Annotated in this window: 29 protein-coding genes; 12 read left to right on the top strand and 17 right to left on the bottom strand. The window is 37.7% G+C overall.

The genetic code is table 11. From position 1 onward, the window contains the following. Positions 1–314: 314 nt before the first annotated feature. Together ACEW8U_RS21390 and ACEW8U_RS21385 are read left to right on the top strand one after the other, a co-directional pair. Positions 315–1190 (top strand): prolyl oligopeptidase family serine peptidase, encoded by an 876-nt coding sequence (locus ACEW8U_RS21390; RefSeq protein ID WP_373524087.1) that lies wholly within the window; start codon positions 315–317, stop codon positions 1188–1190. A gap of 153 nt (positions 1191–1343) precedes the next feature. Beyond that, a complete protein-coding gene (locus tag ACEW8U_RS21385) occupies positions 1344–1895 on the top strand; it encodes a chemotaxis protein CheB (RefSeq protein WP_373524098.1) in 552 nt (183 codons plus the stop codon). A 74-nt stretch (positions 1896–1969) separates the two neighbouring features. Here the strand turns inward: ACEW8U_RS21385 and ACEW8U_RS21380 are convergent, their stop codons facing one another. Both ACEW8U_RS21380 and ACEW8U_RS21375 read right to left on the bottom strand, forming a co-directional pair. Further along, a complete protein-coding gene (locus ACEW8U_RS21380; protein ID WP_373524086.1) occupies positions 1970–4192 on the bottom strand; it encodes an APC family permease in 2223 nt (740 codons plus the stop codon). A 229-nt stretch (positions 4193–4421) separates the two neighbouring features. Further along, the gene (locus ACEW8U_RS21375) at positions 4422–5099 is read right to left on the bottom strand and encodes a porin family protein (protein WP_373524085.1); all 678 of its coding nucleotides are present in this window, start codon (positions 5097–5099) and stop codon (positions 4422–4424) included. Between the two features lie 411 nt (positions 5100–5510). On the opposite strand from ACEW8U_RS21375, the gene ACEW8U_RS21370 reads away from it, so the two are divergent. Then, positions 5511–6581 carry a mechanosensitive ion channel family protein gene (locus ACEW8U_RS21370; protein WP_373524084.1) on the top strand — a complete coding sequence of 357 codons (1071 nt, stop codon included), beginning with the start codon at positions 5511–5513 and terminating at the stop codon, positions 6579–6581. A 73-nt stretch (positions 6582–6654) separates the two neighbouring features. Here ACEW8U_RS21370 and ACEW8U_RS21365 read toward each other — a convergent pair whose 3' ends face one another. Next, positions 6655–7767: an AI-2E family transporter gene (locus tag ACEW8U_RS21365; protein WP_373524083.1), complete on the bottom strand. Its 1113-nt coding sequence runs from the start codon at positions 7765–7767 to the stop codon at positions 6655–6657. Positions 7768–8035: 268 nt separating this feature from the next. Between ACEW8U_RS21365 and ACEW8U_RS21360 the strand changes: the two genes are divergently transcribed. Continuing rightward, the gene (locus ACEW8U_RS21360; protein ID WP_373524082.1) at positions 8036–8209 is read left to right on the top strand and encodes a hypothetical protein; all 174 of its coding nucleotides are present in this window, start codon (positions 8036–8038) and stop codon (positions 8207–8209) included. 31 nt (positions 8210–8240) lie between these two features. On the opposite strand, the gene ACEW8U_RS21355 is transcribed toward ACEW8U_RS21360, so the two are convergent. Together ACEW8U_RS21355 and ACEW8U_RS21350 are read right to left on the bottom strand one after the other, a co-directional pair. Next, complete coding sequence (locus ACEW8U_RS21355; protein WP_084118964.1) at positions 8241–8474, bottom strand: hypothetical protein; 234 nt, start codon at positions 8472–8474, stop codon at positions 8241–8243. Then, positions 8449–9051: an RNA polymerase sigma factor gene (locus tag ACEW8U_RS21350; protein WP_373524081.1), complete on the bottom strand. Its 603-nt coding sequence runs from the start codon at positions 9049–9051 to the stop codon at positions 8449–8451. The genes ACEW8U_RS21355 and ACEW8U_RS21350 overlap by 26 nt, the downstream gene beginning before the upstream one ends. A 407-nt stretch (positions 9052–9458) precedes the next feature. Here ACEW8U_RS21350 and ACEW8U_RS21345 point away from each other — a divergent pair, with 407 nt between their 5' ends. Further along, a complete protein-coding gene (locus ACEW8U_RS21345; RefSeq protein ID WP_373524080.1) occupies positions 9459–9815 on the top strand; it encodes a DUF3127 domain-containing protein in 357 nt (118 codons plus the stop codon). A gap of 51 nt (positions 9816–9866) precedes the next feature. Further along, complete coding sequence (locus ACEW8U_RS21340; RefSeq protein WP_373524079.1) at positions 9867–10370, top strand: hypothetical protein; 504 nt, start codon at positions 9867–9869, stop codon at positions 10368–10370. On the opposite strand, the gene ACEW8U_RS21335 is transcribed toward ACEW8U_RS21340, so the two are convergent. From ACEW8U_RS21335 to ACEW8U_RS21315, 5 genes are all read right to left on the bottom strand, one after another. Beyond that, complete coding sequence (locus ACEW8U_RS21335; RefSeq protein ID WP_373524078.1) at positions 10367–10516, bottom strand: hypothetical protein; 150 nt, start codon at positions 10514–10516, stop codon at positions 10367–10369. The genes ACEW8U_RS21340 and ACEW8U_RS21335 overlap by 4 nt on opposite strands. A 129-nt stretch (positions 10517–10645) precedes the next feature. Then, a complete protein-coding gene (purE, locus tag ACEW8U_RS21330) occupies positions 10646–11152 on the bottom strand; it encodes a 5-(carboxyamino)imidazole ribonucleotide mutase (RefSeq protein WP_373524077.1) in 507 nt (168 codons plus the stop codon). A 3-nt stretch (positions 11153–11155) separates the two neighbouring features. Continuing rightward, entirely contained in the window at positions 11156–12295 is a 1140-nt protein-coding gene (locus ACEW8U_RS21325) for a 5-(carboxyamino)imidazole ribonucleotide synthase (RefSeq protein ID WP_373524076.1), read from the bottom strand. A gap of 288 nt (positions 12296–12583) precedes the next feature. Further along, positions 12584–12736: a lmo0937 family membrane protein gene (locus ACEW8U_RS21320; RefSeq protein ID WP_373524075.1), complete on the bottom strand. Its 153-nt coding sequence runs from the start codon at positions 12734–12736 to the stop codon at positions 12584–12586. A 69-nt stretch (positions 12737–12805) separates the two neighbouring features. Further along, positions 12806–14566 carry a DNA mismatch repair protein gene (locus ACEW8U_RS21315; RefSeq protein WP_373524074.1) on the bottom strand — a complete coding sequence of 587 codons (1761 nt, stop codon included), beginning with the start codon at positions 14564–14566 and terminating at the stop codon, positions 12806–12808. Between the two features lie 188 nt (positions 14567–14754). Here ACEW8U_RS21315 and ACEW8U_RS21310 point away from each other — a divergent pair, with 188 nt between their 5' ends. Genes ACEW8U_RS21310 through ACEW8U_RS21300 form a run of 3 tightly spaced genes read left to right on the top strand, consistent with a single transcriptional unit; the run spans position 14755 to position 16263 of the window. Continuing rightward, a complete protein-coding gene (locus ACEW8U_RS21310; RefSeq protein ID WP_373524073.1) occupies positions 14755–15198 on the top strand; it encodes a hypothetical protein in 444 nt (147 codons plus the stop codon). A gap of 1 nt (position 15199) precedes the next feature. Further along, positions 15200–15364, top strand: coding sequence for a hypothetical protein (locus ACEW8U_RS21305; protein WP_373524072.1), 165 nt, complete (start codon positions 15200–15202; stop codon positions 15362–15364). A gap of 59 nt (positions 15365–15423) precedes the next feature. After that, a complete protein-coding gene (locus tag ACEW8U_RS21300) occupies positions 15424–16263 on the top strand; it encodes a hypothetical protein (RefSeq protein WP_373524071.1) in 840 nt (279 codons plus the stop codon). A 39-nt stretch (positions 16264–16302) separates the two neighbouring features. Here ACEW8U_RS21300 and ACEW8U_RS21295 read toward each other — a convergent pair whose 3' ends face one another. Genes ACEW8U_RS21295 through ACEW8U_RS21285 form a run of 3 tightly spaced genes read right to left on the bottom strand, consistent with a single transcriptional unit; the run spans position 16303 to position 18965 of the window. Further along, a complete protein-coding gene (locus tag ACEW8U_RS21295) occupies positions 16303–17151 on the bottom strand; it encodes a mechanosensitive ion channel family protein (protein ID WP_373524070.1) in 849 nt (282 codons plus the stop codon). Between the two features lie 30 nt (positions 17152–17181). Next, complete coding sequence (locus tag ACEW8U_RS21290; RefSeq protein WP_373524069.1) at positions 17182–17889, bottom strand: methyltransferase domain-containing protein; 708 nt, start codon at positions 17887–17889, stop codon at positions 17182–17184. After that, on the bottom strand, positions 17889–18965 hold the full coding sequence (locus ACEW8U_RS21285) for a type III polyketide synthase (RefSeq protein ID WP_373524068.1): 1077 nt from the start codon (positions 18963–18965) through the stop codon (positions 17889–17891). The genes ACEW8U_RS21290 and ACEW8U_RS21285 overlap by 1 nt, the downstream gene beginning before the upstream one ends. An 87-nt stretch (positions 18966–19052) precedes the next feature. Between ACEW8U_RS21285 and ACEW8U_RS21280 the strand changes: the two genes are divergently transcribed. Then, complete coding sequence (locus ACEW8U_RS21280; protein WP_373524067.1) at positions 19053–19946, top strand: UbiA family prenyltransferase; 894 nt, start codon at positions 19053–19055, stop codon at positions 19944–19946. A 43-nt stretch (positions 19947–19989) separates the two neighbouring features. On the opposite strand, the gene ACEW8U_RS21275 is transcribed toward ACEW8U_RS21280, so the two are convergent. After that, positions 19990–21102 carry an NAD(P)/FAD-dependent oxidoreductase gene (locus tag ACEW8U_RS21275; RefSeq protein ID WP_373524066.1) on the bottom strand — a complete coding sequence of 371 codons (1113 nt, stop codon included), beginning with the start codon at positions 21100–21102 and terminating at the stop codon, positions 19990–19992. A gap of 358 nt (positions 21103–21460) precedes the next feature. Between ACEW8U_RS21275 and ACEW8U_RS21270 the strand changes: the two genes are divergently transcribed. Further along, positions 21461–21883 (top strand): Fur family transcriptional regulator, encoded by a 423-nt coding sequence (locus tag ACEW8U_RS21270; protein ID WP_373524065.1) that lies wholly within the window; start codon positions 21461–21463, stop codon positions 21881–21883. Here ACEW8U_RS21270 and ACEW8U_RS21265 read toward each other — a convergent pair whose 3' ends face one another. Further along, complete coding sequence (locus tag ACEW8U_RS21265; RefSeq protein WP_373524064.1) at positions 21884–22114, bottom strand: hypothetical protein; 231 nt, start codon at positions 22112–22114, stop codon at positions 21884–21886. A gap of 167 nt (positions 22115–22281) precedes the next feature. Here ACEW8U_RS21265 and ACEW8U_RS21260 point away from each other — a divergent pair, with 167 nt between their 5' ends. Further along, positions 22282–22755, top strand: a complete 474-nt coding sequence (locus ACEW8U_RS21260; RefSeq protein WP_373524063.1) for a YcxB family protein — start codon at positions 22282–22284, stop codon at positions 22753–22755. 62 nt (positions 22756–22817) lie between these two features. On the opposite strand, the gene ACEW8U_RS21255 is transcribed toward ACEW8U_RS21260, so the two are convergent. Both ACEW8U_RS21255 and ACEW8U_RS21250 read right to left on the bottom strand, forming a co-directional pair. Further along, on the bottom strand, positions 22818–23318 hold the full coding sequence (locus tag ACEW8U_RS21255) for a fasciclin domain-containing protein (protein ID WP_373524062.1): 501 nt from the start codon (positions 23316–23318) through the stop codon (positions 22818–22820). Between the two features lie 370 nt (positions 23319–23688). Continuing rightward, on the bottom strand, positions 23689–24319 hold a 631-nt coding region (locus ACEW8U_RS21250; RefSeq protein WP_373524061.1), incomplete at its 5' end, for a S41 family peptidase.

Below are 24319 nucleotides of genomic sequence, written 5' to 3'. Positions count from 1 at the left end.
GTCAGAAGACGGAAGACGGAAGTTTCGGGCAATTTAACTTTTTAACATGAATTATGTAGGCCAAAAGCGACCACTGAAATTAGCGGATATGTATTTATCGTATTCTGAATATTGGTAATCATACTAGTAATTAATTTTTAAAAACTAAGGGAAAGTTTGTCAAAATCTAAATTTTGGGTTTCTTCGGTCTTCGGTCTTCCGTCTTCTAGCCAATTAAATTAAACTGATGCTACATTCACAAAAGCGGATGTTGATATATAACAATAACAAGTAACCCTTACATTCGTTGTCATACAAAAGAAATAAATTTTAAAATGGGAAAGGCATATTTGCGAACAATAACAGGAAGTCTTTTTTTGGGTTTTGTCCTGTTGCTTTTTTCCTGTCAGGAAAATGAAGACCCGGGGTTGGATGCCAGAGTGGCCATTGACTTATTGGATGTCAAATACAGTGAGGATCGTTCGAATCAATTGATGGATGTCTATTTGCCTGCAAACCGAAATCCCAATACCACAAAAGTGTTTGTGTGGATACACGGGGGCGGTTGGGTAGATGGCAATAAGTCAGAGTTTAAGGGTTTCAGACCATGGTTGGAAGAGGTGCAGGATGATTTCGCATATGTGGCCATCAATTACAGTTTGTACAATATTTCTCAAGGAACCAACAGGTTTCCGACACAGGAGGAAGACATCAAAAAAGCCTTGGCCTATATCAAATCGCAACTACCCGCATGGAATGTTTCTGACTATGTGGTGTTGGCAGGAGGAAGTGCAGGGGGTCATTTGGCCTTGTTGCACAGCTACAAGAATAATGAGGATAATTTGGTAAAAGCAACTGTTGCTTTTTTTCCACCAACGGACCTGACAACATTTTATGGTTTTAGCGCATTTACCAATTTGTTGCTTGAGAATATAATGGGAGGAAATCCCACAAACCGAAAGGAAAATTATTTCAATGGAAGCCCGCTTAATTTTGTCGATCCTCAGAGTGTGCCAACCGTACTTTTCCATGGCGACAAGGACACTGTAGTTCCCATCTCCCAAAGCAAAATCCTGGAGGAAGCACTTATTGCCAAAAATATCCATCATTTGGTGGAATACGTCATCGGTCAGGGTCATGGCTTTAGCCCTCAGACCAATAAAGAGTTAATTGGTAAGATGCAGGGGTTTTTGGATGGGGTTTTGGAGTGAGGAATATTTTGTTTAGGAATTCGTATATTTTAGCTGTAATTTTTTGAATAACGTTAGAGAAATAGAGTGTTACGGATTTTGCACTTGATTGAATTTTAGCTGAAATAAAATGAAAAAAAGCAGAAAAGCAGTAAAGCAGAAAGGCCTGAAAAGATTACCCAAATAATTGTAATAGGTTCATCTGCGGGAGGCCTTAGCACATTGAAAGAATTAATAAGCCAAATCCCAAATGATTTTCCCTTGTCGAAATTAGTGGTCCGACATATTTCTCCTGATGCAACCAGGAATGTAGTCTTAGACCAGCTAAACAAGTTAGATTCTGTAATTGCAGAACGTGTGCTAAGTGACTTGTCTTCAGTAAATGAACAGGGTGATCAGATTCCTTTTAATTGCCCTGGTTGTGGAGGTGTTTTATGGAAAGTGGAAAAGGATAGCGATTTTAGGTTTCGTTGCCATACCGGATACTCCTATACCCCAGCTTACCTTTTAGCTGAACAGACTAACAAGATTGAAGAAACAATGTGGACTGCCTTAAGGATGTTCGAAGAGCATAAAAACCTACTGACTGAAATGGGACTAGGGAAAAAAGGTGTCGGTTCTCATACAGCCCTTGAAAGGGCAAAGAAATCCCAGATCCATATTGATAGGATGAGGGTAATTTTGAAAACAGATGAGAATGAAAATGGGGATGATAGGCCTAAATAAGGAAAGACTTAATACCAAAAGTGACCAGAACCGGGGGTATTATGATTTTAGTTCCCTAGGTCAGTTTTGGACCATTATTTTTTACTGATAAAAATCAAAGCAGTATCTGTTTTTTCAGCCAGTAAAAGGGCCAAATGTCCAAATGCTTTCTCATGGTCACCGACTTTGCCCAATCCCATAATCACCAAATCATGCTCGGAAGCCTGTTTGATTAGTTCTGAGACAACGTCGTCATTTGGGATGATACGTACTTGGGTCTTTCCCGGAATTATAAGATCTGCAAAACGTGAGAGCCTCAAATTATTCTTCTGAAGTGTTTTCAGGGAGGTATTTGTTGGCAGAATTTTTAAAAATGTGATTTCAGGTTGTGAGGCACGCCACAGGCTGGCAGCAACCCGTGCCCTAAGCGGATCATGACTTTCAAAACCGGCCACAGGAATCAGTACTTTTCGTGCTTCTGTAATCTTCCATCCACTGTAAGGCTGTCGGAATACGACCACATCGGACCTTATATGTTTCACCAGTTTTTCAAGATTCTGATTGGTTTGAAAATCGTTTAAACCACTTAATCCTAACAACAGACTACCGCAATTGTGGACTTTGACAACCCGTTCAATCTCTTCCCATGGATGGTCGGCGATTGTGGTAAGGGTATCTGGACGTAATCCCGCTTCAAAAGCGGCCTTAAGGGCATATTGTGTCACATCTCGGCTTGATATGAGTCGTTTTTCAATATCATCCTTTTCGGTGCTTGGGATTACAATCGATAACAACAAAACCCTTCCTACAACTGGTGGTGCCAGGGCATTTGCCACAAATACCATGGATTCGGCATTAGCGGGATTTGATATTGGGAGCAAAACGAGTGGGCTTAATCCCCTCAACCTGAAAAGATCCGGATCGAGGGCTTGTTCTGACGCTTCAATTGCCTCTGCTTTTTTCACAAAAAAGGATACAAAGAGAACAGTCCCGATGAGAAGCCACAGCAACGAAATAATCCCTGCAGCCGGAACCATAATCGCTTGAAATAGCGCCAGCCCGATACATGCGATCATTCCCACAATTGGAAGTACAGGAAAAAAGGGAGCCCTGAATGTTTTGCTCGTTGCATATCCACGATTTCGCATCAAAATCATAATCAGATGCCCCAGGGCGAATGTGATCAGAAAAATCAAACTAGAGGCTGCACCCGCAGCTGCTACATCAGGCAGGATCAAAACGAGAAGTGCCACAATCCCACATGTGACCCAGATCGATCTTTTTAGCGTCCCAAATCGCTGATCAATAGCTGACAGGTGATGAATTAAAGTGCGGTCTTTTGCCATTCTCAGTGAGATCCTTGAAGCTGCGAAGAGGTTGGCCTGTAAAGCTGACAGCATCGAAAATATACCTGCTATTAAAACCAGCCAGAATCCAAAAGCTCCCAAGTAATTTTGTGCGGCAACAGCCAATACTGTTTCAGGATTTTCCCGGCTGAGTTCTGTTATTGACTCCCCGGGCAGCACGCCTACCGTTGACATCACAAAAAGCAAGGGTAGATAAACTGCCAGCCCAACCACAAGTGTGCCCACCATAGCCTTAGGGATTGTCTTTTCGGGGTTTTTGATTTCACCAGCGGCAGATCCAATCAAATCAAATCCCTGTAATGCAATAAATGTATAGCCCATGGCTGCGATCACTCCACTGAATCCCCCAGAGAAAAACGGGGCGAGACTTTGAGTGATATGAGTGAATGGCGTTTGAACAAACACAGCGAGACCTCCCGCTATAAGTATGGCGAAAACGATGAGTTTGCCGATATTGATGACAGCGCCACCATCTCCGGTACCTTTTGTAAGGCTGAAAGTAAAGTAGCCTATAGCTGCTATTGCCAGCAGAACCGGTAGCATTCTGAACTCAAGAATTCCGCTTAACCCAGTTGACGGAATTTGCTGAAGAGCAAACAAAGCGAAGGACCCAAAACCAAGTGCGTACAAAACTGCCGCTACCAACGAGGCAAACCAAACAATCCAGCCCACCCCAAATGCCACCTGTAGGGAAAGTGCTTTCTTGGCATAGGTATAGGTTCCGCCTGATTGCGGATTTGCTGAAGCCATCTCGGCAAAACTGAGCGCAGTGATAAAAGCAATCAATCCGTTGAGCATAAAAGCCAAGATTGCTGAGGGTCCGCTCACTGCAAAGGCCACTCCGGCCAAGGCCAGGATTCCGCCGCCTACCATAGCACCCACACCAATGCCTAAGGCCCCGAAAAATCCAATTGTGCGTCCTGTTACTGAAGAGGTTGGGTCTGAACTCATGCTTGATTCAATTTTCAGAAATAATCAGTGGTCCTTGGTCTGACAATAAATATATTAAACCACAACTAAACTCTGGTAAATGGATAAGTTTTTACCGCACAAAAAAACCCAATTCTCTATGATAATCCATAGAAAATCGGGATTTAAATATTTACCATTTTCAAAATAAAACTTTCAAAAATTTATTTTTCAGAAAATTTCAAGATATCAACGGTACAAACAAGTGCTTTTAAAATCCGAACCCAAGAAATATTTGAGCAACTGCATTTCTGGAATTGTTGGTAAGCGTTCCACCCAATCCAGCTGTTCCAACTTCTCGCAAACCATGATTGTATCGGGCACCAACGGTTACATTGCCAATATCGAAACCTATTCCGGCAAACAAGCCATAATCTATAGTATTGAAGTTATCCTTATTCAATTCAATTGGATCGCTCGTGGAAAGATCTGAAGTCTTGAGATCTTTTACATTAGCCGAAATCAGATAAGACACATAAGGTCCTGCATGTATATTTAGAGGCCCTAGATTTACCGCAAGAGCAAGCGGTAATTGAATATAATTCAAATTGAATCTAACTTCGCCTTCCCTTATTCCCAAAAGACTTTCCACATCACTTCCACCATAGGATACTTTAGAGCCTACGTTCGTGTAGAGCAATTCCGGTTGAATCGCAAGGAAATTGGTAAGGGGTATTTTAGTAAAAATACCGAAATGTACTCCAGTCTTCATATTTTCATCCTCAACTGTAGGTTGGTCGACAAAGAATTGGGAAAAGTTTACACCACCCTTTATCCCAATCCGTGGGCCAGGATTTTCACTTTGGGAGAATCCCTGTGGGGCAAAAATCATAATGAGGGATGCAATTCCAATCCCAGTGATGATACGAAATTTTTGATACTTTTTCATGGTGAAATTTGTTTTCTAATGTTGGTTTAAATTTTCATTTAACAGATAAAATATTAATTATATTATATCAATTATTAATCAAAGGTAATATTTCTGTATTTATTAAATTTTCACTTAAATAAGTAATGTTATTAATTTTTACATGTAAAAAATATTTTACTAAATTCCAATTTAACATTTAATCGACCCTAATTCTTAGGGTAGATTTTAATAATCCGATGAGAAACTTGGAGAAATAGGTTCCGACCGTTATCCCAAAATTTGGGTTTTGATTCAAAGGGGATGTGACAATCATGTATTTCTTCTTAAGAATTACGTAACGATTTAATTTACTTACAGCAATATTTTTGTTTATTCACATAAAATATTTAGTCCGCTAGGATATTTTCCTTCACTAAAGTTATAACATGTATGAAAGCTTCAGACCCCTTAGAAGATAAAGAAATTGAAGACATAAAAAAGGATGAGAAAGTACAAAGAGCCTTGAGTGAAACCATAGTTTCGGTTCAAAAAGAAAGCGTAGATGTTTTAGAGAAAGAGGCTCCCATGCTGGGTATCACCGCTATTCTTTTTGTGGGTTGCGGTGTTCTTTATTTTCTTCTTGGGTGGAAACGATTACCCATTTCCAGCAGTTATATTCCACTTGCCCAAAAGATCGTGCTTGCCGTCATGTTGATTTCTTTGGTGTTGCTGGCAACAAGGCTCTTGAAAAAAATAATTGACCGAAAATTAGAAGATAAAACCAAAGAATTTAATTTTAATCGAATTGCTGACTTTTTTGCTGCTCTCATCATACTAAGTATTATTCTTTCATTGCTGTTTGCTAACTGGTATGCGGCCGCTGTTTCATTTGGTATTGTATCGCTTGTACTTGGCTTTGCCTTACAAAATCTTATCACTAGTTTTTTCGGATGGCTATATATTCTGATCCGCAAGCCTTATGAAGTCGGTGAACGGATCCGGATAGGCAATGTGTTTGGAGATGTCATCAATGTAAGCTACTTAGATACAACCTTATGGGAATTTAACGGGGATTATTTGTCGGCAGACCATCCAAGTGGGCGCATCATAAGGTTTGCCAACTCAAAAGTATTCAGTGAATATGTATATAATTATTCATGGCCTTTATTTCCTTTCATCTGGAACGAACTTAGTTTCTTTATCTCGTATGATAGCGATTTTGATTTTACCAGTGATACCGTAAAACGTATTGTTGAAAGGGAAATTGGTGAAGCAATGGTCAGAAGGGTTAAGCGATTTAAAAAAATATTGGCAGACACTCCTGTAGATGAATTTGATGTAAATGAATATCCCGCTGTCATTTTGAAAGCTAATAATAACACATGGATAGAAGTGGTAGTGCGATACTTAGTTGATCCAAAAAATTCAGGCAGGGTTAAGAAAGAACTATTTGGAAAAGTAATGAGTGAACTTAAGAAAAACCCAGAAAAGGTAAGATTTCCAAATACAATTATGCGATAATTTAATACCTATTTGTCAGACCTGAATAGGTGGTTAAAGCTTCCTGAAAAATTGTTTTGAGTATAAAACAGCTTTACCTATTACTAAACCATCCCTTTATTTTTTCAACCCATCTTGACGTTTTATCGCCCTCTTTATTGTCGCCAGAAATGTCGTCGCTGATTAACATGGCAATGGGCTTCAATTGATCGAACTCTTCACAAATTACTTTAAGGATAGCGGCAAAAGGTAGAAATAATACCATACCTGCAACCCCCCAAACCGCAGCACCTATCAATAAACTTAAAATTGCTACCAAAGCATTTACATTAAGGCTACTGCCCACAATCTTAGGGTTTAAAAAATTACTTTCAATAATTTGTATCCCCCAGAACAACAACATGACTGCTATTGGTACCCATAGAGAGTCCGAGGACATAAAAGCATAAAGAACAGGAATAGTGGCGCCTATAGTGGTGCCTACAAATGGCACAATCGATAATAAAGCTGCTAAAAAACCAAAAAGGAAAGGACTATCAATTCCGATTATCAACAATCCTAAACTGTTGGCAAAACCCAATATTAAAATCAACAGGAACATACCTGAAAGGTATTTTTTTCCAACACTCTGTATATTTTGGAGCATTCTAAAAATTTTACCTTTATGCTTATCATCACCAAATGCAACAAAGGCTTTGGTTAAACCTTTCCTGTAAATTAAAATCAAGAATGTAAAAATTATGGTGGTGAGAAGGCCTGTTAGAAATGATGCTGTACCACTAAAAGTATTTTGTATTAACGATCCGGATGATTCTTTAAGCCAATCTTTGCCATTTTCTACCAACTCCTCCCTGTTTAAATCACCTATAAAATGGACATTACTATTTATGAAGACTATTGCCTCTGATAAGGTATTCATTATTTTTCCTGAGAAATCATTCAATTGATCAGAAAGATTCATTATTTGGGCAGAAAAAAGAGTGATACCTCCTCCGATAATTACAAATAGCATCAGCAGTGAAAGAAAAGCAGAAAGCAATGTATTTAATCCCCAACCTTCTAATTTTTTAACAACCGGATATAAAATGAATGAAATTAGCAGTGCCATACTTAGTGGTATGAGCACAGTTTTAGCAAGTACCATTACAGCAAAAAGGCCAAAGATGAAGGCCAATATAAAGAATAATTGTTGGAAGGATAGTTTCATAGATTTGCGGTCCGATTGATTGAATTATTTAAGTTTTCTATGGCATTTTACAAATTATTTTTGGATTTTTTTCTTTTATCCTAAAAGTAGGGTGACTTGAGAAAATGGACAAAATGGGATTAGGGGAAATAACAATGAATGTCATCTCAACCGTTTCAATCTGACAATCAAATATCCGTGAATTGTTTAATACCTTTATTTTTTTCTACAGCTTTTTAATTGATAATGCCATCACCTTTAGCCTAGTTAAACCTGGTAAAAAGTTTGTATGGTACGTTTAAATCCGGAGGAGTCCTTCATACCCTTACTCAACGATGGAGTAGACAGAGAAGGGAAGAAAATAGAAAATGATTTACATATGTCCGCACAGGGATATGTAATTTTGGGTAAGCGCTTTGCAGAAAAAAGTATTCAGTTAATAAAAAAACCTGAAAGCAATTAAGCTTTCAGGTTACCATTTCGTTTGAATTTTGTCAAACTTTTTCGAGTCCGGTAGATTTGGCCCTCCTAAGAATGGCCTTTACTACTTTTTCCGAAGGTTCTAGAATGAGTTGGTCCAATTGTCCGATAGTGCTCAGCATTTCTAAATAGTCTTGCATCAAGGTATCATTACCGCGCAAGGCCTGCACAAACAGCTCATTCTCACCCTCGCTCATTTCCTGATAGATATATCTTAACAGGTCATTTGGGGTAAAAGATTTTGTCATAGGCAACATTTAATTGTTTTAATTTTTTCCTCATGTTTATCAAAGCGTATCGCATCCTTCCCAAAGCAGTGTTGATACTTACTCCGGTTTGTTCTGCAATTTCCTGAAAACTCAAATCCATGTAATGTCTCATGATGAGCACTTGCTTCTGGGTTTCGGGAAGATCGTCTATTAGCTTCCTGACCAGGTCAACAGTATCTTCCTTAACTTTGAGGTCCTCGATATTTTCTTCTGAAAATCGCAATGTATTGAAAACATTGGCTCCGTCTTCCATGACAATGGTAGGGTAGCGTTTGCGTTTTCTGAAATAATCGATGGCTAAATTGTGCGCTATGCGCATCAACCATGGCTGAAATTTACCCTCTTCGTTATAACCGTCAGAACTCAAAGTCTGTACTACTTTCACAAATACATCCTGAAGTAAATCCTCCGCTACTCCCTGATCTTTAACAATCAGATAAATGGTGGTGTAAACTCTCGGACTGTATTTGTTTACTAACTTTTCAAATGCTGCTTCACTTCCGCTTCGGTATTGTGCGATGAGTTCGGCATCTTTAGGAATTAACCTATTGCTCATACAAATTGACTTTTTTATAACGTAGAGGTTTATGCCATAGTATATCTTGAGGGTGAAACATTTTAATGATTGCTTTCAAATGTAAAAATTCAATAACAGTGATGCAATAGAAACTGGATTTTTTTTAAAAAAGAAATTAATTAAAAAAAGTCGAAATAGAATATTTTGTACTTTACAATCAAAAAACTGAAATTTAATTTGGAAGTGAAAGGGTCTATTTACAGAATTAAAAATTTATATTTTGTTTCTTTAACGGATAAACTCCTGTTTTTATTGTAGGGTTGCCTTAATACCAAAATATTTCGGGGAAAATTTATTTGAATAAATAAGTTGACCAAGCTTTGGGTGAAAAGCTAAAGTAAATCTTGCCTTTTTGTTAACTTCGTTTTTCAATACTAATAAAAAATATGGAACTAAGCGGAAAAATAGTACAAATCTTGCCCGAACAAGGTGGAACTTCAGCAAAAGGAAGCTGGCGAAAAAGAGATTATGTTTTGGAATTGCCCGGTACTTACCCTAAAAAAGTATGTCTAACTGTTTGGGGGGATAATATTGATCAGTTTAATATGAATATGGGTGACGAAGTCAATGCCTCAGTAGATATTGAAAGCCGGGAATATAATGGGAAGTGGTATACAGATGTGAAGGCATGGAAAGTGGAGAAAAGCAATCAATCAAAAAGTAATCCAACCCCAATCACAACTTCGGCCCCTGATGTGACTACTTTCTCTGATGATAGCGGAGATGATGTATTGCCCTTTTAATGCTATTGATCAAATGAAAGAATTCTAAAGAATTGCCTCATTTTATCTATCATGGGGCAATTCTTACAGTTTATATGTTTTTTTAAATCAGATATTACCATGTGGGACAACGATGATGATGAAGGTTGGGACGAAAATGACGAAGAAGAATTCCGAAGAGAAAATGAGAGGATCGACAAACATCCTTTGATGAAAAAAGGAATGGATATCTTTGAACTCACCCGTGCATTGGTAGGCTCATTAGATGAGGCTAGAATGGAGCTTTATGGAGGATTGATGCTCGAAAGTGCGGGTGTTTTGCCGGCAAAGTTCGCTGGTGCTGAGGGTGTTGATGATTATATCCTCAAAATGGAAAATGCTGTACTCATGAAAATTCATGCGAGAAGTCTATATGCTATGACTTACCAATTGGCGCTTGAGGGTACTCATGCTGAAGAGCATCTACAGTTGCTAAGGGATGCTATTAGGGAATTTAAATCCATGTTTGTTGATTGGGTCAAAGGGTTTGATTCCATTCAAAAAAATAACGATGGATGGGGGATATTTGAGGATTAGTTGATGTTATGGCCAAAACGGAATCCCATATATGCACCTACAATCATCAATACCAATGAAATGCCTAAAAGTAAAAGCAATATACCTAAGGGCATTTCCCAATTTTCACTTCCAATTTTGAATCGAATATTTCTTTTGAGGTCCATTGGTCAAATATCAGGTTTCTTATCAAACTATTTTTTATTCATTAATAAGAAAAGAAGCGAGACATAAGTGCCTCGCTTCTCTAAGAAAATTAAAAGTAATTAAACTTTAATTTATAAGCCTACTAGTTTTTACGGATGTCTCCATCCCTTTGTTTCAATTTCTTTTGCAGAGATTTCAACTTTTTCTTTTAGTGACTCTTTGAACGTAATTAACTTATCCGAAGTCTCTTCGATAAAGGCCCCTACAATTGATGCCGCTAGAATTCCGGCATTTCTTGCGCCGTTCAAAGCCAAGGTTGCAACAGGAATCCCTGCTGGCATTTGGAGGATGGAAAGTATACTATCCCAACCGTCTATGGAATTAGAGGACTTGATAGGAACACCCAAAACAGGAAGCGTGGTAAGTGAAGCCACCATTCCAGGTAAGTGGGCTGCACCACCTGCTCCCGCTATGATCACTTTAATACCTCTTTTTTTAGCTGACTCCGCATATTCAATCATCCTGTGCGGTGTCCGGTGTGCCGAGACTACAGTCAATTCAAATTCTACCCCTAATTCTTCCAAAACGATTGCTGCTTCCGACATGATCGGTAAATCGGATTTGCTACCCATGATGATTCCTACCTGTATGGCCATTGCTCAAGCTTTTATTTTTATAATTTCTTTAATTTCCAAGGCACGCGTTTTCAATACCGATACCTCTTCATCCAAAATGGTGACGTGCCCCATTTTTCGGAAGGGCTTGGTGATTTTTTTACCATATAAATGTACATACACCCCTTTTTGGGAAATGGCTTTATCCATTCCTTCTAGGATTGCATTACCGGTAAATCCGTCTTCACCCAATAGATTTACCATTGCAGCAGGACATCTTAATGCCGTATTGCCCAAAGGCATATTCAAAACTGACCTTAAGTGCTGTTCAAATTGTGAGGTAAAATTAGCTTCTATGGTATGGTGTCCGCTGTTATGGGGTCTGGGAGCAATTTCATTGACAAGTATTTCGCCTGATTTGGTTACAAACATTTCGACAGCAAGTATTCCGACCATTTCCAGTTTTTCAATTACTTGGAATGCTAAGGATTTTGCTTTCTCCTCAGTTTCTTTTGAGATGCTTGCGGGTGCAAATAAGAATTCGACCAAATTGGCAGTTGGATGAAAGGAACATTCGACGGCAGGAAAAGCAACTGTTTCTCCATTTTTGTTTCTGGCAACAATCACCGACAATTCCTGTTCAAAGTCTATCAGTTTTTCCAAAAGTCCCGGTGCATCGAATGCTTTTTCGAGATCTTCTTTGGTTTTTAAGACCTGCACCCCTCGGCCATCATAGCCCTCTCTTCCTAATTTATTGACTGCAGGCAAAAATCCTGAATTGGCTTTCACCTCTTCTTTGTTGGCTGTCAATATAAAGTCAGCGGTAGGTATATTGTTGTTTTTATAAAATTCTTTTTGTAACCGCTTATCCTGTATCATTTTGATGATGTGGGGCTGGGGGAAAACCTCTTTCCCTTCATCTGCGAGTCTTTGAAGTGCATCTGTATTTACATTTTCAATTTCAATGGTAATGACATCACAGTTTTTCCCGAAACTACACACCGTTTCAAAATCAGTCAGCTTACCTTGGATAAAATTCTGACAGATGTCTTTACAGGGCGCGTTGGGGTCAGGATCTAAAATATGGACGTCGATATTGTAATTGATAGCGGATTGAATTACCATTCGGCCTAATTGACCGCCACCTAATATCCCTAAAATCTTTTGCTGATAGTTTTCTTGCACCTTATTGCTTTTGATTGCCCAAAAATAAGAGAAAAATATAGTATATCGAAAATCAGATTTTTTTATATGGTTATCCGCTTCTTTGCCATTAACCCAATATTCTACTTCAAACAGGTGGAAGTCCGAAGTCGGAAGACCCCTGCCTGCCTCCAGGCAGGGATGTACCGGACATTTCAGTTTCCTGGCAAGAATTATTTTGAATTACCATTTTACTGGCATCATTGGCTACATAAATGTTTTAAAAAAAAAGCCCTTTCGAAAAAGGGCTTATATATTCAGTTTGGAGAATTAAACAGGTCTTCCGCCGATTAGTCTCAATAGGATTGCGACGACGGCCAATACAAGTAAGATGTGGATAATACCACCTGCGCTGTAAACAAAGAATCCGAAGATCCATCCAATTATCAAAATGACAGCAATTAAATATAATAGAGAGCTCATGATATAGTTGGTTTAGTTAAACAATTGATTATGAGAATAAAAAAACCAATTATCATGCCATAAAATCTATCAACCAAATTTTATACCCATCAACTCCATGAGTTTGTGTGCATTAAAACTTGGACACGGGCCGGACTTTATTTTATAATCGAAGTGGATTTCATTGTCTGTAATTTCACTGTGAAAGCTTTTATTTTCAAGGTAATCAAGTGAGTTTTCCAATTGGCTAAGTTCAATATCATGGGTTGAAATAATTCCCTTGCAATTTGAATTTGCTAATTGTCTGATGAGCGATTCACTGCCCATGATGCGGTCTACTGTATTGGTTCCCTTGAGAATTTCGTCCAAAAGGAATAAAACAGGTTCCCCGTTTTCTGCCATGGTGAGCAATTGCTTTATCCTGGCCAACTCTGCATAAAAAGAACTCACACTTTCTCCCAGATTATCTGTATTTCTCATACTGGTGAATAATTGAAAAGAACCTGTTTTGAAAGAGGAGGCAAAGGGCGAAAGTCCTAGATTTACCAACACGAGATTTATTCCTACTGTTCTCATGAAGGTCGTTTTCCCTGACATATTGGATCCTGTCAGTAAAACAATCTTGGTTTTTTCAGCTATGTAAAAATCATTCCCTACAGCTTCTTTGGGATTCAAAAGGGGATGGACCAAATTATTTGTTTCCAATATTTTCTCACTGGACCAATCCACTTGGCATTGCAGATCTTCTTCACTACTAAACGCTGCCAGAGAAACCAAGGACTGCCAATTATCGAAATAACCTTCCCATTCGGCGAGATGCCCTGCGAATCTCTTTTTCCATTTTACTGTTCTCCAAAAGAGGAAAAAATCAATCCAAAAAAGCAAATTGAATATCAAATACATCAGGTTAAACCTGTTTTGTAGCATAAAGGATTTTTGCTCCAATGACCTTAAAATTGCCGAAGCATCAAAATTTTGGTTTTTAAAAGGTTTTTGAAGATGTTTTAAGTATTCACCTTCTAACTGCATCTCTTCAATTTGTGAGGCCCATTTGCTGAAGGTCTTGATATCTCCCTGATTAGGCATGATCGAGGAAGCGGACTGTAAATTATGGAATATCATCGATAAAAAGAATAATCCGCTAATAATCCAAGCACCAACCCAAGCGGGGGCAATTAATTCAAATACTGCTGCGAGAATGATTAAAATTCCTCCAAATGGGCCAATTATAAGTGGTATGTAGTAGAGGGCATTCCATTTTTCATTTTGTTTAAGCCATGCATAAAATTTTGTTTTTGGTTTTTCATTTTTCATAAAAGCCCGGCCATGAGCTTCAAACGAGGCTAAAAAGCTTTTTTTGGATCTAAGTTCCTTAACAGCCTCTGCTTTCTGTTTGGCTGAATCAGGGTTGATTCTATCTTTCATCCACCCTGCAAGTAGTGATTTCCCACTTTTATTGACGGTATGATTGATCAATTGAAAAAGTGAGTGTTCGCCAAAAAGATCAAGGTCATTGGCATAGGGGTGTTGCTTATCTATAAATTCTGAACCTGAATCCAAATCCTTGAGATTTCTTGATTTTCTTTTGGCACTCTCCAAATCCATTTCGATCAATTGAATAAAAAAATCAATCCGATCTTTATTGGTATTGTATTGAATGATCAGATAAACGAAGAGAACTGAAGAAATCAGGAAAGCAAGGATAAAAAAAGGCTTATCCGTAAGGCCAATAATCAAAGAAGCTATCATAAACAAAAAAAGAAAAAACCTGCTTATGGCAAGCCCATATCCCTTTCTTTTACATTTTTTAAGGGCATCTTTTTTGTCGGTGATTCCGTATTCAAATTCCATGGACCAAAGATATTAAAAGATTTAGGAGGGGCCACTAAAAATAAAAATGCAAAAATATTGCGTTAATTTTTTTTAAAGACATTTGAATTATCTCCTTTTTAAAGTGTTCTCTTCATTAGAATGATGGTGTTTGACATCAAGACTCCGTTTCGTCCGGAGCCCTCATTCATTTTAAGAGAACAAATAACATGAAAAGATTAACATTGTTGATATTGCTTGCCTTTTCTTTAGGATTAGGAGCAACAGTAAAGAGCCCTGACTTATGGGCATTATTATCGAAAACAAGGTTCGTTGAAAAGCTGAACAGAGAATTCGGGATGTATTTTCTCTACCCCATTTTTTCCGATGAACTTAAGGAACTGGAAGGGAAGTCAGTTCAGGTCACGGGGTTTTATATCCCATTGGATGTAAGTACCTCTGACTGTGCAGTACTCAGCAAATTTCCCAATGCGGAATGTTTCTTTTGTGGAGGGGCGGGGCCGGAGAGTATTGTTGTGGCTTACCTTAAGAAGAAGCCTACCAAAAGAATCAAAGTGGATGAAATCATCACCATCAAAGGAAAGCTTAAACTCAACGATACAGATATTGATGAATTGAATTTTATCTTAATGGATGCAGAAATTATTGATTAAAATGAGAAAAAAACCAAACAAAAAAGGCATTGAAGATGAGATGATTTCAGAAATTGATTTTTCTGAAGGTTTTGGTGGTATACCTGAAAATGTATCTCTTACCAAGAATATTGGATGTACCTCAGATTCAAAGCCTAAGAAGAAGAATGTCAGAAAAAATGATTAGTTAAAGCTGTGATTATTTCATTTTTTTTCTTTTACTTTCATAAATAAAACTTAATCTATATGAAAGTAAATCACCCCCAAAACCCTACTTTCCTGTTTGCATTAGGACTCCTACTTTTTATGGTTTCCTGTGAAAAAACAGATGAACAACTGCCACAAAAAGACAGTGTGGTATTGCAAGAACAAGCTCAGGTAAACGCCTCATTCGAAGATGCAGATTTCCTAGCATTTTCTGCCATGCAAAGTAATGGACTCAGTGCCAGAGCGAATTTGGATGTCGGTTCAGATTTATGTGCGGATACCAAAGTCGATTTTTTCCCCAACAACAAATCAATTGTCATCAATTTTGGAGAAGGCTGTACTAGTCCCAAAGGAATCACAAGGAAAGGAAAAATCATGCTTTTTTACTCCGGTTTTACTTTTGATTCAAATACCGAAATCACCATTTCTTTTGATGGATATGAGGTAAATGGGCTAAAAATAGAAGGAAGGAGAAAATTGATCCACAGAGGATTTAATACAGAAGGAAAATATTTTCTTTTTGAGACGGTTATTTCTGCCGGAAAAGTGACTTGGTCTGATGGAACCTTCGCGACCGTTGAAGGTGAATTTGAGAAAAAGTTTTTTCTTCCAACAAATTCTGAAGGTATTAAATTGAAAGTTACAGGGGGTTCAGGAGGTAAAACAAGACTCGGAATTCCGTTTATGTCTTTGATAGAGGAAGAACTTCTTTTTGTCCAATCTTGTACAGATAAAGGAAATTGGATTCCTTCATCAGGAAAAATTGAAATTACCCTAGACTCAAGTCAGAAGTTTTTGATTGATTATGGAAGCGGTACCTGTGATAAAGAGGCGACTGTTTCTCATGAAGGTAAAACCATTCCAATCAAGTTTGATTAAAAATAAAAAAGGCCGGTTATAAATTCCGGCCTTTTCTTTCTATTCCTTTTTTCCTTCTGGATAATAATGATTAACATCTCGTTGTGGAAATGGAATCTCGATCTCATGTTGTTCAAGTGCCTCTTTGACGGCTTCCATATTGTCCCAATATACAGGCCAAAGGTCTGCAGCATCTGCCCAAACTCTAATGGTGAGGTCAAGAGAACTATCCCCAAAATTGGTGAATTTAACAATTGGTTCAGGATCTGCGTGAATTCTTTCATCCTGTTTAAGGACATTCAGAATCACATTTCTTGTTTTCTTCAAGTCAGTTCCATATGCTACCCCGACATTGATTTCAACCCGCCGAGTTGGTTTTTGTGAATAATTGGTAATTGAATTGTTGGCAAGTGGACCATTTGGAAGGGTAACGACTTTATTGTCGAAATTCCTGATTTTGGTATATAAAATATCAATGCTTTCCACTGAACCTAGAGTTCCCTGAGCTTCCACTGTATCACCTATACGGAAGGGTTTGAAAATTAAAATCAGGACTCCTCCGGCAAAGTTGGATAAAGAGCCCTGCAATGCAAGACCCACTGCAAGTCCAGCTGCACCTATGATGGCAATAAACGAGGTCATTTCCAATCCTAGGGTAGTAGCTACACTGATTATCAATAACACCCACAATATGGCGTTTAAAAAACTCTTTAAGAAAGTAGCCAAAGATGGATCTATCTCATATTTTTCAAGTGTTTTAACAAATACTTTCAAAATAAACCTAATGACATACCGTCCTACCAATAGGAGGATAATCGACTTCAGGAGCACAGGGCCAAGCTGGAACAATAGATCAACGGCTCTTTCTTTAAAAACGGCAATAGTGTCTAAATCAAAATTGAAATCCATAATAAATTTTTGAAGTTTAAGAATACAAAACTAAAGTATATAACCTATCACTCGCCATCTGAAAGCCCATTTCCATTTGATTTCGTATTGGGTAATACCAGAGGATTTTAAGATGTTTGCCAGTTCGGATTTATGGAAACTTCTCAATACTGATAATGGGCCATCATTTTTGACCATGGTAGATTTGGAAAAAAGACCGGTCAGAATTTTGATGCTGTAATAAGCAATCGGGTGGCGATGCAAATCATTGATGACTACTCCCAGTCTTGCTTTCTTTTTAAAAGAAGATAACAGTAAAAATAGTTCCTCATCAGTAAAATGATGTGTAAAAAGTGTACAGGTTACAATGTCTACTTTACCGTCCAAAAATGCGGCATCAAAAACATTCTGGGTTTCGAAAGAAACCTCGCTGATATCTGAAAGATTTATTTTCGCCAAATTAATAATGTTGGGGTTGGCATCAATTCCGATAAACCGACAAACAAATTTGTTTTTTTTGGCCCAATCTGACATTACCTGTATCATATCCCCACCTCCGCAGCCAATGTCTGCTATAGTATAGTTTTCCTGTGGGTATTTTGCCATGATTTGCTTCAAGCTTGATGTGGTCACATGATTTCCCCCCAAAAGTTTATTGATGGTTTTGAGCTCTTTTAGAGTCACCTCCATCAATTTTCCGCCGGCATCAAGGTCGTCCATTATTTCTTTTTGATAGCTTCTTTGGCTGAATTTCCCCATTATTTTTCAAGTAATAGGGTTTCTAAAGTCAATCCAGGTCCAAATCCCATTGCCAGAAGATCTCCTGAAGGGAGGGGGTCAGTCAACCACTTTTTCAATACAAACAGAATAGTGGCGGATGACATATTGCCAAAGTTTTTAAGGATTTCATGAGAGGGAAGATTTTGAGATTTTCCGATCCCAAAGACCTCTTCTACCTTTTGAAGAATCTGTTTTCCTCCTGGATGGATGGCAAAATTCTTGATTTTTGACAATTGAAATTTTTCTTCTAGATAATCATTGATTTCAAAAAGGCCTTTACTGAGAAGTTCAGGTACATATTTACTTAATCGCATTTCGAAACCAAAATCTCCAATTGACCATGCCATATCTTTTTCTCCTTCTTTGAATACCCTACTGTGAAACTTCTTGATGGCAAGGCCTTCTTCATCTCTCATGACCAAAGCTGCTGCTGCGCCATCTCCAAAAAGTGCATTGGCCAAAAGATTGTCTTCGTTATAATTTTTCTGGAAGTGAATGGTGCAGAGTTCTACAGATAGGATAAGAACTTTGGCTTTGGGATCACTGTCACATATTCTGTCTGCCAATTTAATGCCATTGAATGCCGCATAGCATCCCATGAAATGAATGGCATACCTTTCTATGTCTTTTTGAAAATCCATGGAATGCATGATTTCCAACTCAAGACCAGGAGCAAACATTCCCGTGCAGGATACCAATATCAAATGAGTTATATCTGAAGTTTGGTGCTTAGTTTTTTGCATACAATCGAGAATTGCTGCTTTAGCCAATCCTAATCCGGATTTTTCAAAAAGCCCCATTCTTTTTTTTGTGCTAGGAAAAGGTTCCAACGTTGCATTTGAAGGGAAAAAATTGAATTTTTCAGGATCTTCATACCTAAAATCATCAATGACACTGTACCGGTTTTCAATTCCGGTATGCCTATAAATAAAATTCAGCTTTCGCGCTTCCTGCGAATCCAGTCCATGTGCCATTTTCATAAACTCACCTATTTGGGCCTGTAAAATGGGTTTCCCGGGATTGGCAGTACCAATACTAACAATATGGTTATTCATTAACTTAAGTTAAGCTTATTTTTTTTAACTTCGATATTGGAGACTAAACATCTACTGTTCCAAAAAAGTTAAAAACGATACCGATTTATGTTCAAGCTATCTAATTGGAAACATCTCAGGATTCCATTCTCTTTTTATTTAATGCCTATTTTCTTTTTTGCGTTGGCTTTAACCCCAAACTTAAATGGAGAAAGGTTACTAATAGTCTTTGTTTCTCTTCATCTTTTTTTGTACCCTTCAAGCAATGGTTACAACAGCTATTTCGATAAAGATGAAAAAAGTATTGGTGGATTACGCAATCCACCCAAAGTTACTAAAGGATTATATTATCTTTCCTTGATATTTTTTGTTATTTCACTGATTTTGGGATTGAAGATTAATTGGCAGTTCAGTAGCATGCTATTAGTGTATAGTCTGGTGTCCATGGCCTATAGTCATCCTGCTATCAGATTGAAAAAATATGCTTATATCAGCTGGATTGTAGCGGGGTTCTTTCAGGGATGTTTTACTTTCGGAATGTCCTATGCAGGATTGAGTGATTTCGGATGGGAGGTTTTTACCAAGAGTCATGTACTGATTCCCGGTTTATTGACCAGTTTGATGCTTTGGGGATCATATCCGCTAACCCAAGTTTATCAACACGAAGAAGATGCGAAAAGAGGTGACATCACCTTAAGCTTAAAATTGGGCAAAAAAGGAACCTTTGTTTTTTCAAGCATTTGGTTTCTGGTCACTGGGGTTTGCTTTAGTTGGTTTTTCCTGGATAAAAATCAGGAAAGCGGCTTTTTCGGGTTTTTGCTGGCGATGCTGCCGGTGGTGCTTTACTTTCTGATTTGGTTTTCTTTTGTACGAAAAGATGAGGATAAATATACTAATTACACTTGGGCCATGTGGATGAACAGGATTTCAGCCACAGCATTGAATGTTTTCTTTATTTGGTATTTTCTGGAAAATACACAAGTGCTGCAAGTTTTTGGTTGAAATCAATTCCGATTGCTCTGAATTTTAATCTAAAACCTTCAATCTAAAAAACATCCCCATGTGTCTTCTTCATAATCTGAGTAGCTGCAAAAGTAGAATTTTTTATAAGACTCACTGAGAATTCTGATACAGCTTTGGAGCCAAAAAGCCATTGTACTTTTCTGCCAACCCAAAGACGGGTTTTGAAAAAATGATTCCAATGAGAAGTATATTGTTTTTCAATAGCGCTTCTATCCTTGTTTTGAAGAATAGCCTCTGCAGCTAATTTTCCGGTATGAATGGCTATGGCCATCCCGTTTCCGCATAAAGGTGTAATCAAACCTGCCGCATCGCCAATCATCAGGATATGGTTTTCCACAGGTTTTTTCGGTGAAAAGTTGATTTCATTGATCACCTCAGGTTTTTCAAAAATGAATTCACTGTTTTGAAAGAGATTTTTAAGATGGGGATTTTTATGAAGCACCTCTTTCTCCATTTCAGGAATGTTGCCATAGTGACGAAGCTGTTCTTTTGAACCCAAATAACAAAGGTTGAAGATGCCATTTTCCACTTGATTGATGCCGCAATAGCCTCCCTCAAAATTGTGCAGTGCGACAGTGTTTGTGTCAAATGCTGTTATGATATGATATTTGACCCCAATGAAAGGACTTCTCTGATGCATAAAGGACCTGTTCAAGGTTTTGTCAACCTTGGATCGTTTGCCGAAAGCACCGAGGACATGATCTGCTGAAAAGGAATTCCCTTTATCCAATTTGATTAGGAATTTGGTTTCCCTTGCATCAAATTTCACCTCTTCCACTTGGGTGTGGAGAAGAAATTTAACACCTACGGCCTCTGCTTTTTGATATAGGAAAAAATCAAGTGCATGCCTACTGATGCCAAAGCCTCCCAGGTCCAAATCCATTTTTGCTTCATTGCCTTTGATGGATGTCAGTAGAAATTTGGTGATTTGAGTGGGGCCGATTTCGTCCGGATACAGGTCCTCACTTATCAGAAAATTTTTTACCTCATTTGAGATGTATTCTCCGCATACTCGGTGGAAGGGGTAGGACTTTTTTTCAATTAATAAAACCTCTTTTCCATTTTTTGACAATTGATGTGCAGCAATCAGTCCAGCAAGTCCACCTCCGATAATGATTGTTTGATAATGATGCATAATTTAAAATAGACTTTATATATGGAATGGATTGCCGTTTATCAAATTTCAAACTTTGGAACAAATAAATGACTGGAATTATGGGTTGATTTTCAAAACTTAATCATCAAGTCAACCACATATTACAAGAAGAAGTTTAACCAATTAATTTAATATTGCAGATTTATAGTGCTAATCCGGGAAATTCCAATTGAATCACACAGGGTTACATCCAAAATGCCTGAAAAGGATCAATGAGGGACGATAACCGAAGTCGAATTTTTAAGACTTAAACAAAAATGGTCAAATTGAACAAGTTTGAACACTTTTTGTGTTTTCCATTTAAGTACCTATTTTTACCCAAACCTCATATACAGAAATGGCCAACAATCCTCTTCAAATACTTCAGGAACACAACCTCAGGATTACAAATTGTAGGAAAGAAGTATTGAAAATCTTTTTGAAGAGGCAGGCTGCACTTTCTCACTCAGATCTGGAAGAAGTGCTTGATAAGGATTTTGACCGTGTAACTCTCTATAGGACGCTCAAGACATTTTTAGACAATGACCTCATCCACAAGGTTCTCGATGACAGTGGCGCTGCCAAATATGCTTTATGTTCTCATAGTGGACAAGAGAGTGAGTATAATCATGATCATGAGCATGTACATTTTAAATGTGAAAAATGCGGCAAAACTATTTGCATTGAAGAAGTGAGTCTACCAAAAATTAACCTGCCTGTCGGATATATCAATAAAGAAGTTAGCCTACTTGTACAGGGGGTTTGCGATAAATGCAATTGATCAAGCTTCCACGGGATCTTTTGGAGATTTTGTTTTTGGTCCATTAGATGGCCAAATTACTCCGGGAGGTAAATCAATTTTTGGAGGGGTAAAATCCTCTATTCCGCCTTCCCCATCATCATCATTACTCTGATTTCTACCCAGCTTTGATTTTGTCATGGTAGCAACAAAATAAATCAACACCACATATGCTATTCCACACAACATCAAATCAATAGCTAGGCTACTCATAACAAAGAAATTTTGTATAATTTACTATAAAAGGACATAGAAGTCAATTAATTAACACATCTGTAACGATTTTGATTAAAGAAAATCTGAAAATATTAACAGTATTTCCGATAAGCTTGTGAAATAAGCCATATCGTTAGATATTTGCGCTCTGAAAATTAAAGGTAATGATAGTAAAAACAAAAAAATATCAATTAGAGACTGGCACTTACATCAAAGCAGGATTGGTAAATATTTTAAGAGAGCAATGGTGGGTGGTATTGATTGCAATAGCAATTGGCTGTGGTTATTTTTGGATCGCCTCATGGTGGTGGATCAGCATGGCGATATTAGCCTATGTATTATATTGGCTTTTTTGGGTCATCCAATTTGCAGGCGTAACCCAAATGGAACAGAATAAGGTGATTTTTGAAAAAATGTCCTATGAAATAGATAGCAGACAGATTTTAATGAAATTGAATGCCAAACAAGGCATGCCGATCAAATGGGATATGATCAAAAAGGCAGAAGTTAAGAAGGATGCTTTTGTACTTACCATGTCAAAAGCTCAGTTTATTCACCTCCCCTTTAAAATTTTCAATTCAGAAAATGATAAAAAATTCGTGGAATCAATTCTCAAAAGGAAAAACTACTTGCAGTAGAATTATCTGCAAAAAAAAAGCCTCATCACAAAGATGAGGCTTTTTTTTTGGATAAGTTAAAATTACATTGAAGGAAGAATCACAGTATCAATTACGTGAACCACTCCATTAGATGCTTCAATATCAGCAGCAGAAACAGTAGCATTGTTTACCATCGCTTTTCCATCTTTCAAAGTGATAGTTATATCAGTTCCCTGAACAGTTTTTGCTTTCATTCCATTTTTCAAATCTTTGGAATAAACTTTTCCCTGAACAACATGGTAAGTCAATACTGCTACCAATTGCGCTTTGTTTTCAGGCTTTAAAAGATTCTCAACTGTACCGGCAGGTAGTTTTGCGAAGGCCTCATTGGTTGGCGCAAAAACAGTGAAAGGTCCATCACCTTTCAAAACGTCTACTAATTCTCCTGCCTTCACGGCAGCTACCAATGTAGACAGAAACTCCGTCTGTACGGCTAGATCTACAATGTCAGCCTCAGGATTGATTGTGGCATTTTTGTTTGCAGTGAATGCGGAGGTTACAAAAAATGCAACTAAGACCGCAAAAGTCAATAATTTTTTCATAGTAATAATAGTTTTGGTTAGATAGTTAAAAGACCAAAACATATTGCATTGTTTACCAAAAAGTTATAAATATTTTTTGAGTGAATCTTATTTACGATATCAGCCCATTGATACTCACCGATCATGGGTTTAGCTTTAATTAAAAAAACCGGCCCAGTCCCATTTGGATCATTGGGACCAATATTAAAGTATCTGGGGTGCATTCAGCCTTTACAGTGGAGTAAAAATTCTTAGGAAAAAAGGTGACTATTTCATTGGCATTCCTGATCCTTTTTCTATTGAAAAAATTTGCAAAGAATACATCGAAAAAGCCAATATTGATAAACCAACCATGGGAGATTAATCCTGTATAAATTACAGATTGTTTTCTTTAATTTTCAATAAACTCTATGGCTTGCTGAATTATTGTCTGATTATCTGACTCCATATCCGGAGCTAAAGGACCACCATATTTGTGCTTATTCCTATCAGCCATATAACCGTTTGTTAAAAATAAAATAGCATTATTGCTTAAATTAAAGCTACTATTAACTGTGGATAATCCGCAGGTTTGAGATCCAAAGCTTTTGGTATTGTCTCTACCTATAAAGGATATAGCAATTGCCTCGCCTGAACTTGCTATTCCCTTGTCTAACAAAACTGCAACTTTGGGATTTGGATTAATCAATATATAAGGATTTGAAAGCTGCACCATAGGAGTCTGATTTACTAGGGAAGCTCCATTCGAATATCCCCAAGAGGCTTGTTGATCATTTGGGTCAATAAAATATCCGGCGATACCCTCTCCAAGTATCGGACCAATACCCGCCAATGCCGGCCACATATTGCCTCCACCGCTCCCTCTTAAATCTACTATCCAACCAAGAACATTTTCATTGTCTTCTGTTTTTATTGCTTTTTGAATTTCTTCTGCATAAGCAATCATTTTTTCATTGTCTGACCCAGAAGATATCTTAACAGCAATATATCCTATATTTTCGGGTAGTATTGGTCTGCTGAAA

Origin of the sequence: Aquiflexum sp., assembly GCF_041751335.1 — a bacterium.
In the GTDB taxonomy this organism is placed as follows: Bacteria; Bacteroidota; Bacteroidia; order Cytophagales; family Cyclobacteriaceae; genus Aquiflexum.
The sequence above is the reverse complement of the archived record's forward strand: the minus strand, read 5'-3'. Positions and strand labels throughout refer to the sequence as shown.

Coding starts and splice junctions, on each gene's coding strand:
- ACEW8U_RS21390 (WP_373524087.1), top strand. CDS start 315: ATGGGAAAGGCATATTTGCGAACAATAACAGGAAGTCTTTTTTTGGGT.
- ACEW8U_RS21380 (WP_373524086.1), bottom strand. CDS start 4,192: ATGAGTTCAGACCCAACCTCTTCAGTAACAGGACGCACAATTGGATTT.
- ACEW8U_RS21375 (WP_373524085.1), bottom strand. CDS start 5,099: ATGAAAAAGTATCAAAAATTTCGTATCATCACTGGGATTGGAATTGCA.
- ACEW8U_RS21370 (WP_373524084.1), top strand. CDS start 5,511: ATGAAAGCTTCAGACCCCTTAGAAGATAAAGAAATTGAAGACATAAAA.
- ACEW8U_RS21365 (WP_373524083.1), bottom strand. CDS start 7,767: ATGAAACTATCCTTCCAACAATTATTCTTTATATTGGCCTTCATCTTT.
- ACEW8U_RS21360 (WP_373524082.1), top strand. CDS start 8,036: ATGGTACGTTTAAATCCGGAGGAGTCCTTCATACCCTTACTCAACGAT.
- ACEW8U_RS21355 (WP_084118964.1), bottom strand. CDS start 8,474: ATGACAAAATCTTTTACCCCAAATGACCTGTTAAGATATATCTATCAG.
- ACEW8U_RS21350 (WP_373524081.1), bottom strand. CDS start 9,051: ATGAGCAATAGGTTAATTCCTAAAGATGCCGAACTCATCGCACAATAC.
- ACEW8U_RS21345 (WP_373524080.1), top strand. CDS start 9,459: ATGGAACTAAGCGGAAAAATAGTACAAATCTTGCCCGAACAAGGTGGA.
- ACEW8U_RS21340 (WP_373524079.1), top strand. CDS start 9,867: ATGGGGCAATTCTTACAGTTTATATGTTTTTTTAAATCAGATATTACC.
- ACEW8U_RS21335 (WP_373524078.1), bottom strand. CDS start 10,516: ATGGACCTCAAAAGAAATATTCGATTCAAAATTGGAAGTGAAAATTGG.
- purE (WP_373524077.1), bottom strand. CDS start 11,152: ATGGCCATACAGGTAGGAATCATCATGGGTAGCAAATCCGATTTACCG.
- ACEW8U_RS21320 (WP_373524075.1), bottom strand. CDS start 12,736: ATGAGCTCTCTATTATATTTAATTGCTGTCATTTTGATAATTGGATGG.
- ACEW8U_RS21315 (WP_373524074.1), bottom strand. CDS start 14,566: ATGGAATTTGAATACGGAATCACCGACAAAAAAGATGCCCTTAAAAAA.
- ACEW8U_RS21310 (WP_373524073.1), top strand. CDS start 14,755: ATGAAAAGATTAACATTGTTGATATTGCTTGCCTTTTCTTTAGGATTA.
- ACEW8U_RS21305 (WP_373524072.1), top strand. CDS start 15,200: ATGAGAAAAAAACCAAACAAAAAAGGCATTGAAGATGAGATGATTTCA.
- ACEW8U_RS21300 (WP_373524071.1), top strand. CDS start 15,424: ATGAAAGTAAATCACCCCCAAAACCCTACTTTCCTGTTTGCATTAGGA.
- ACEW8U_RS21295 (WP_373524070.1), bottom strand. CDS start 17,151: ATGGATTTCAATTTTGATTTAGACACTATTGCCGTTTTTAAAGAAAGA.
- ACEW8U_RS21290 (WP_373524069.1), bottom strand. CDS start 17,889: ATGGGGAAATTCAGCCAAAGAAGCTATCAAAAAGAAATAATGGACGAC.
- ACEW8U_RS21285 (WP_373524068.1), bottom strand. CDS start 18,965: ATGAATAACCATATTGTTAGTATTGGTACTGCCAATCCCGGGAAACCC.
- ACEW8U_RS21280 (WP_373524067.1), top strand. CDS start 19,053: ATGTTCAAGCTATCTAATTGGAAACATCTCAGGATTCCATTCTCTTTT.
- ACEW8U_RS21275 (WP_373524066.1), bottom strand. CDS start 21,102: ATGCATCATTATCAAACAATCATTATCGGAGGTGGACTTGCTGGACTG.
- ACEW8U_RS21270 (WP_373524065.1), top strand. CDS start 21,461: ATGGCCAACAATCCTCTTCAAATACTTCAGGAACACAACCTCAGGATT.
- ACEW8U_RS21265 (WP_373524064.1), bottom strand. CDS start 22,114: ATGAGTAGCCTAGCTATTGATTTGATGTTGTGTGGAATAGCATATGTG.
- ACEW8U_RS21260 (WP_373524063.1), top strand. CDS start 22,282: ATGATAGTAAAAACAAAAAAATATCAATTAGAGACTGGCACTTACATC.
- ACEW8U_RS21255 (WP_373524062.1), bottom strand. CDS start 23,318: ATGAAAAAATTATTGACTTTTGCGGTCTTAGTTGCATTTTTTGTAACC.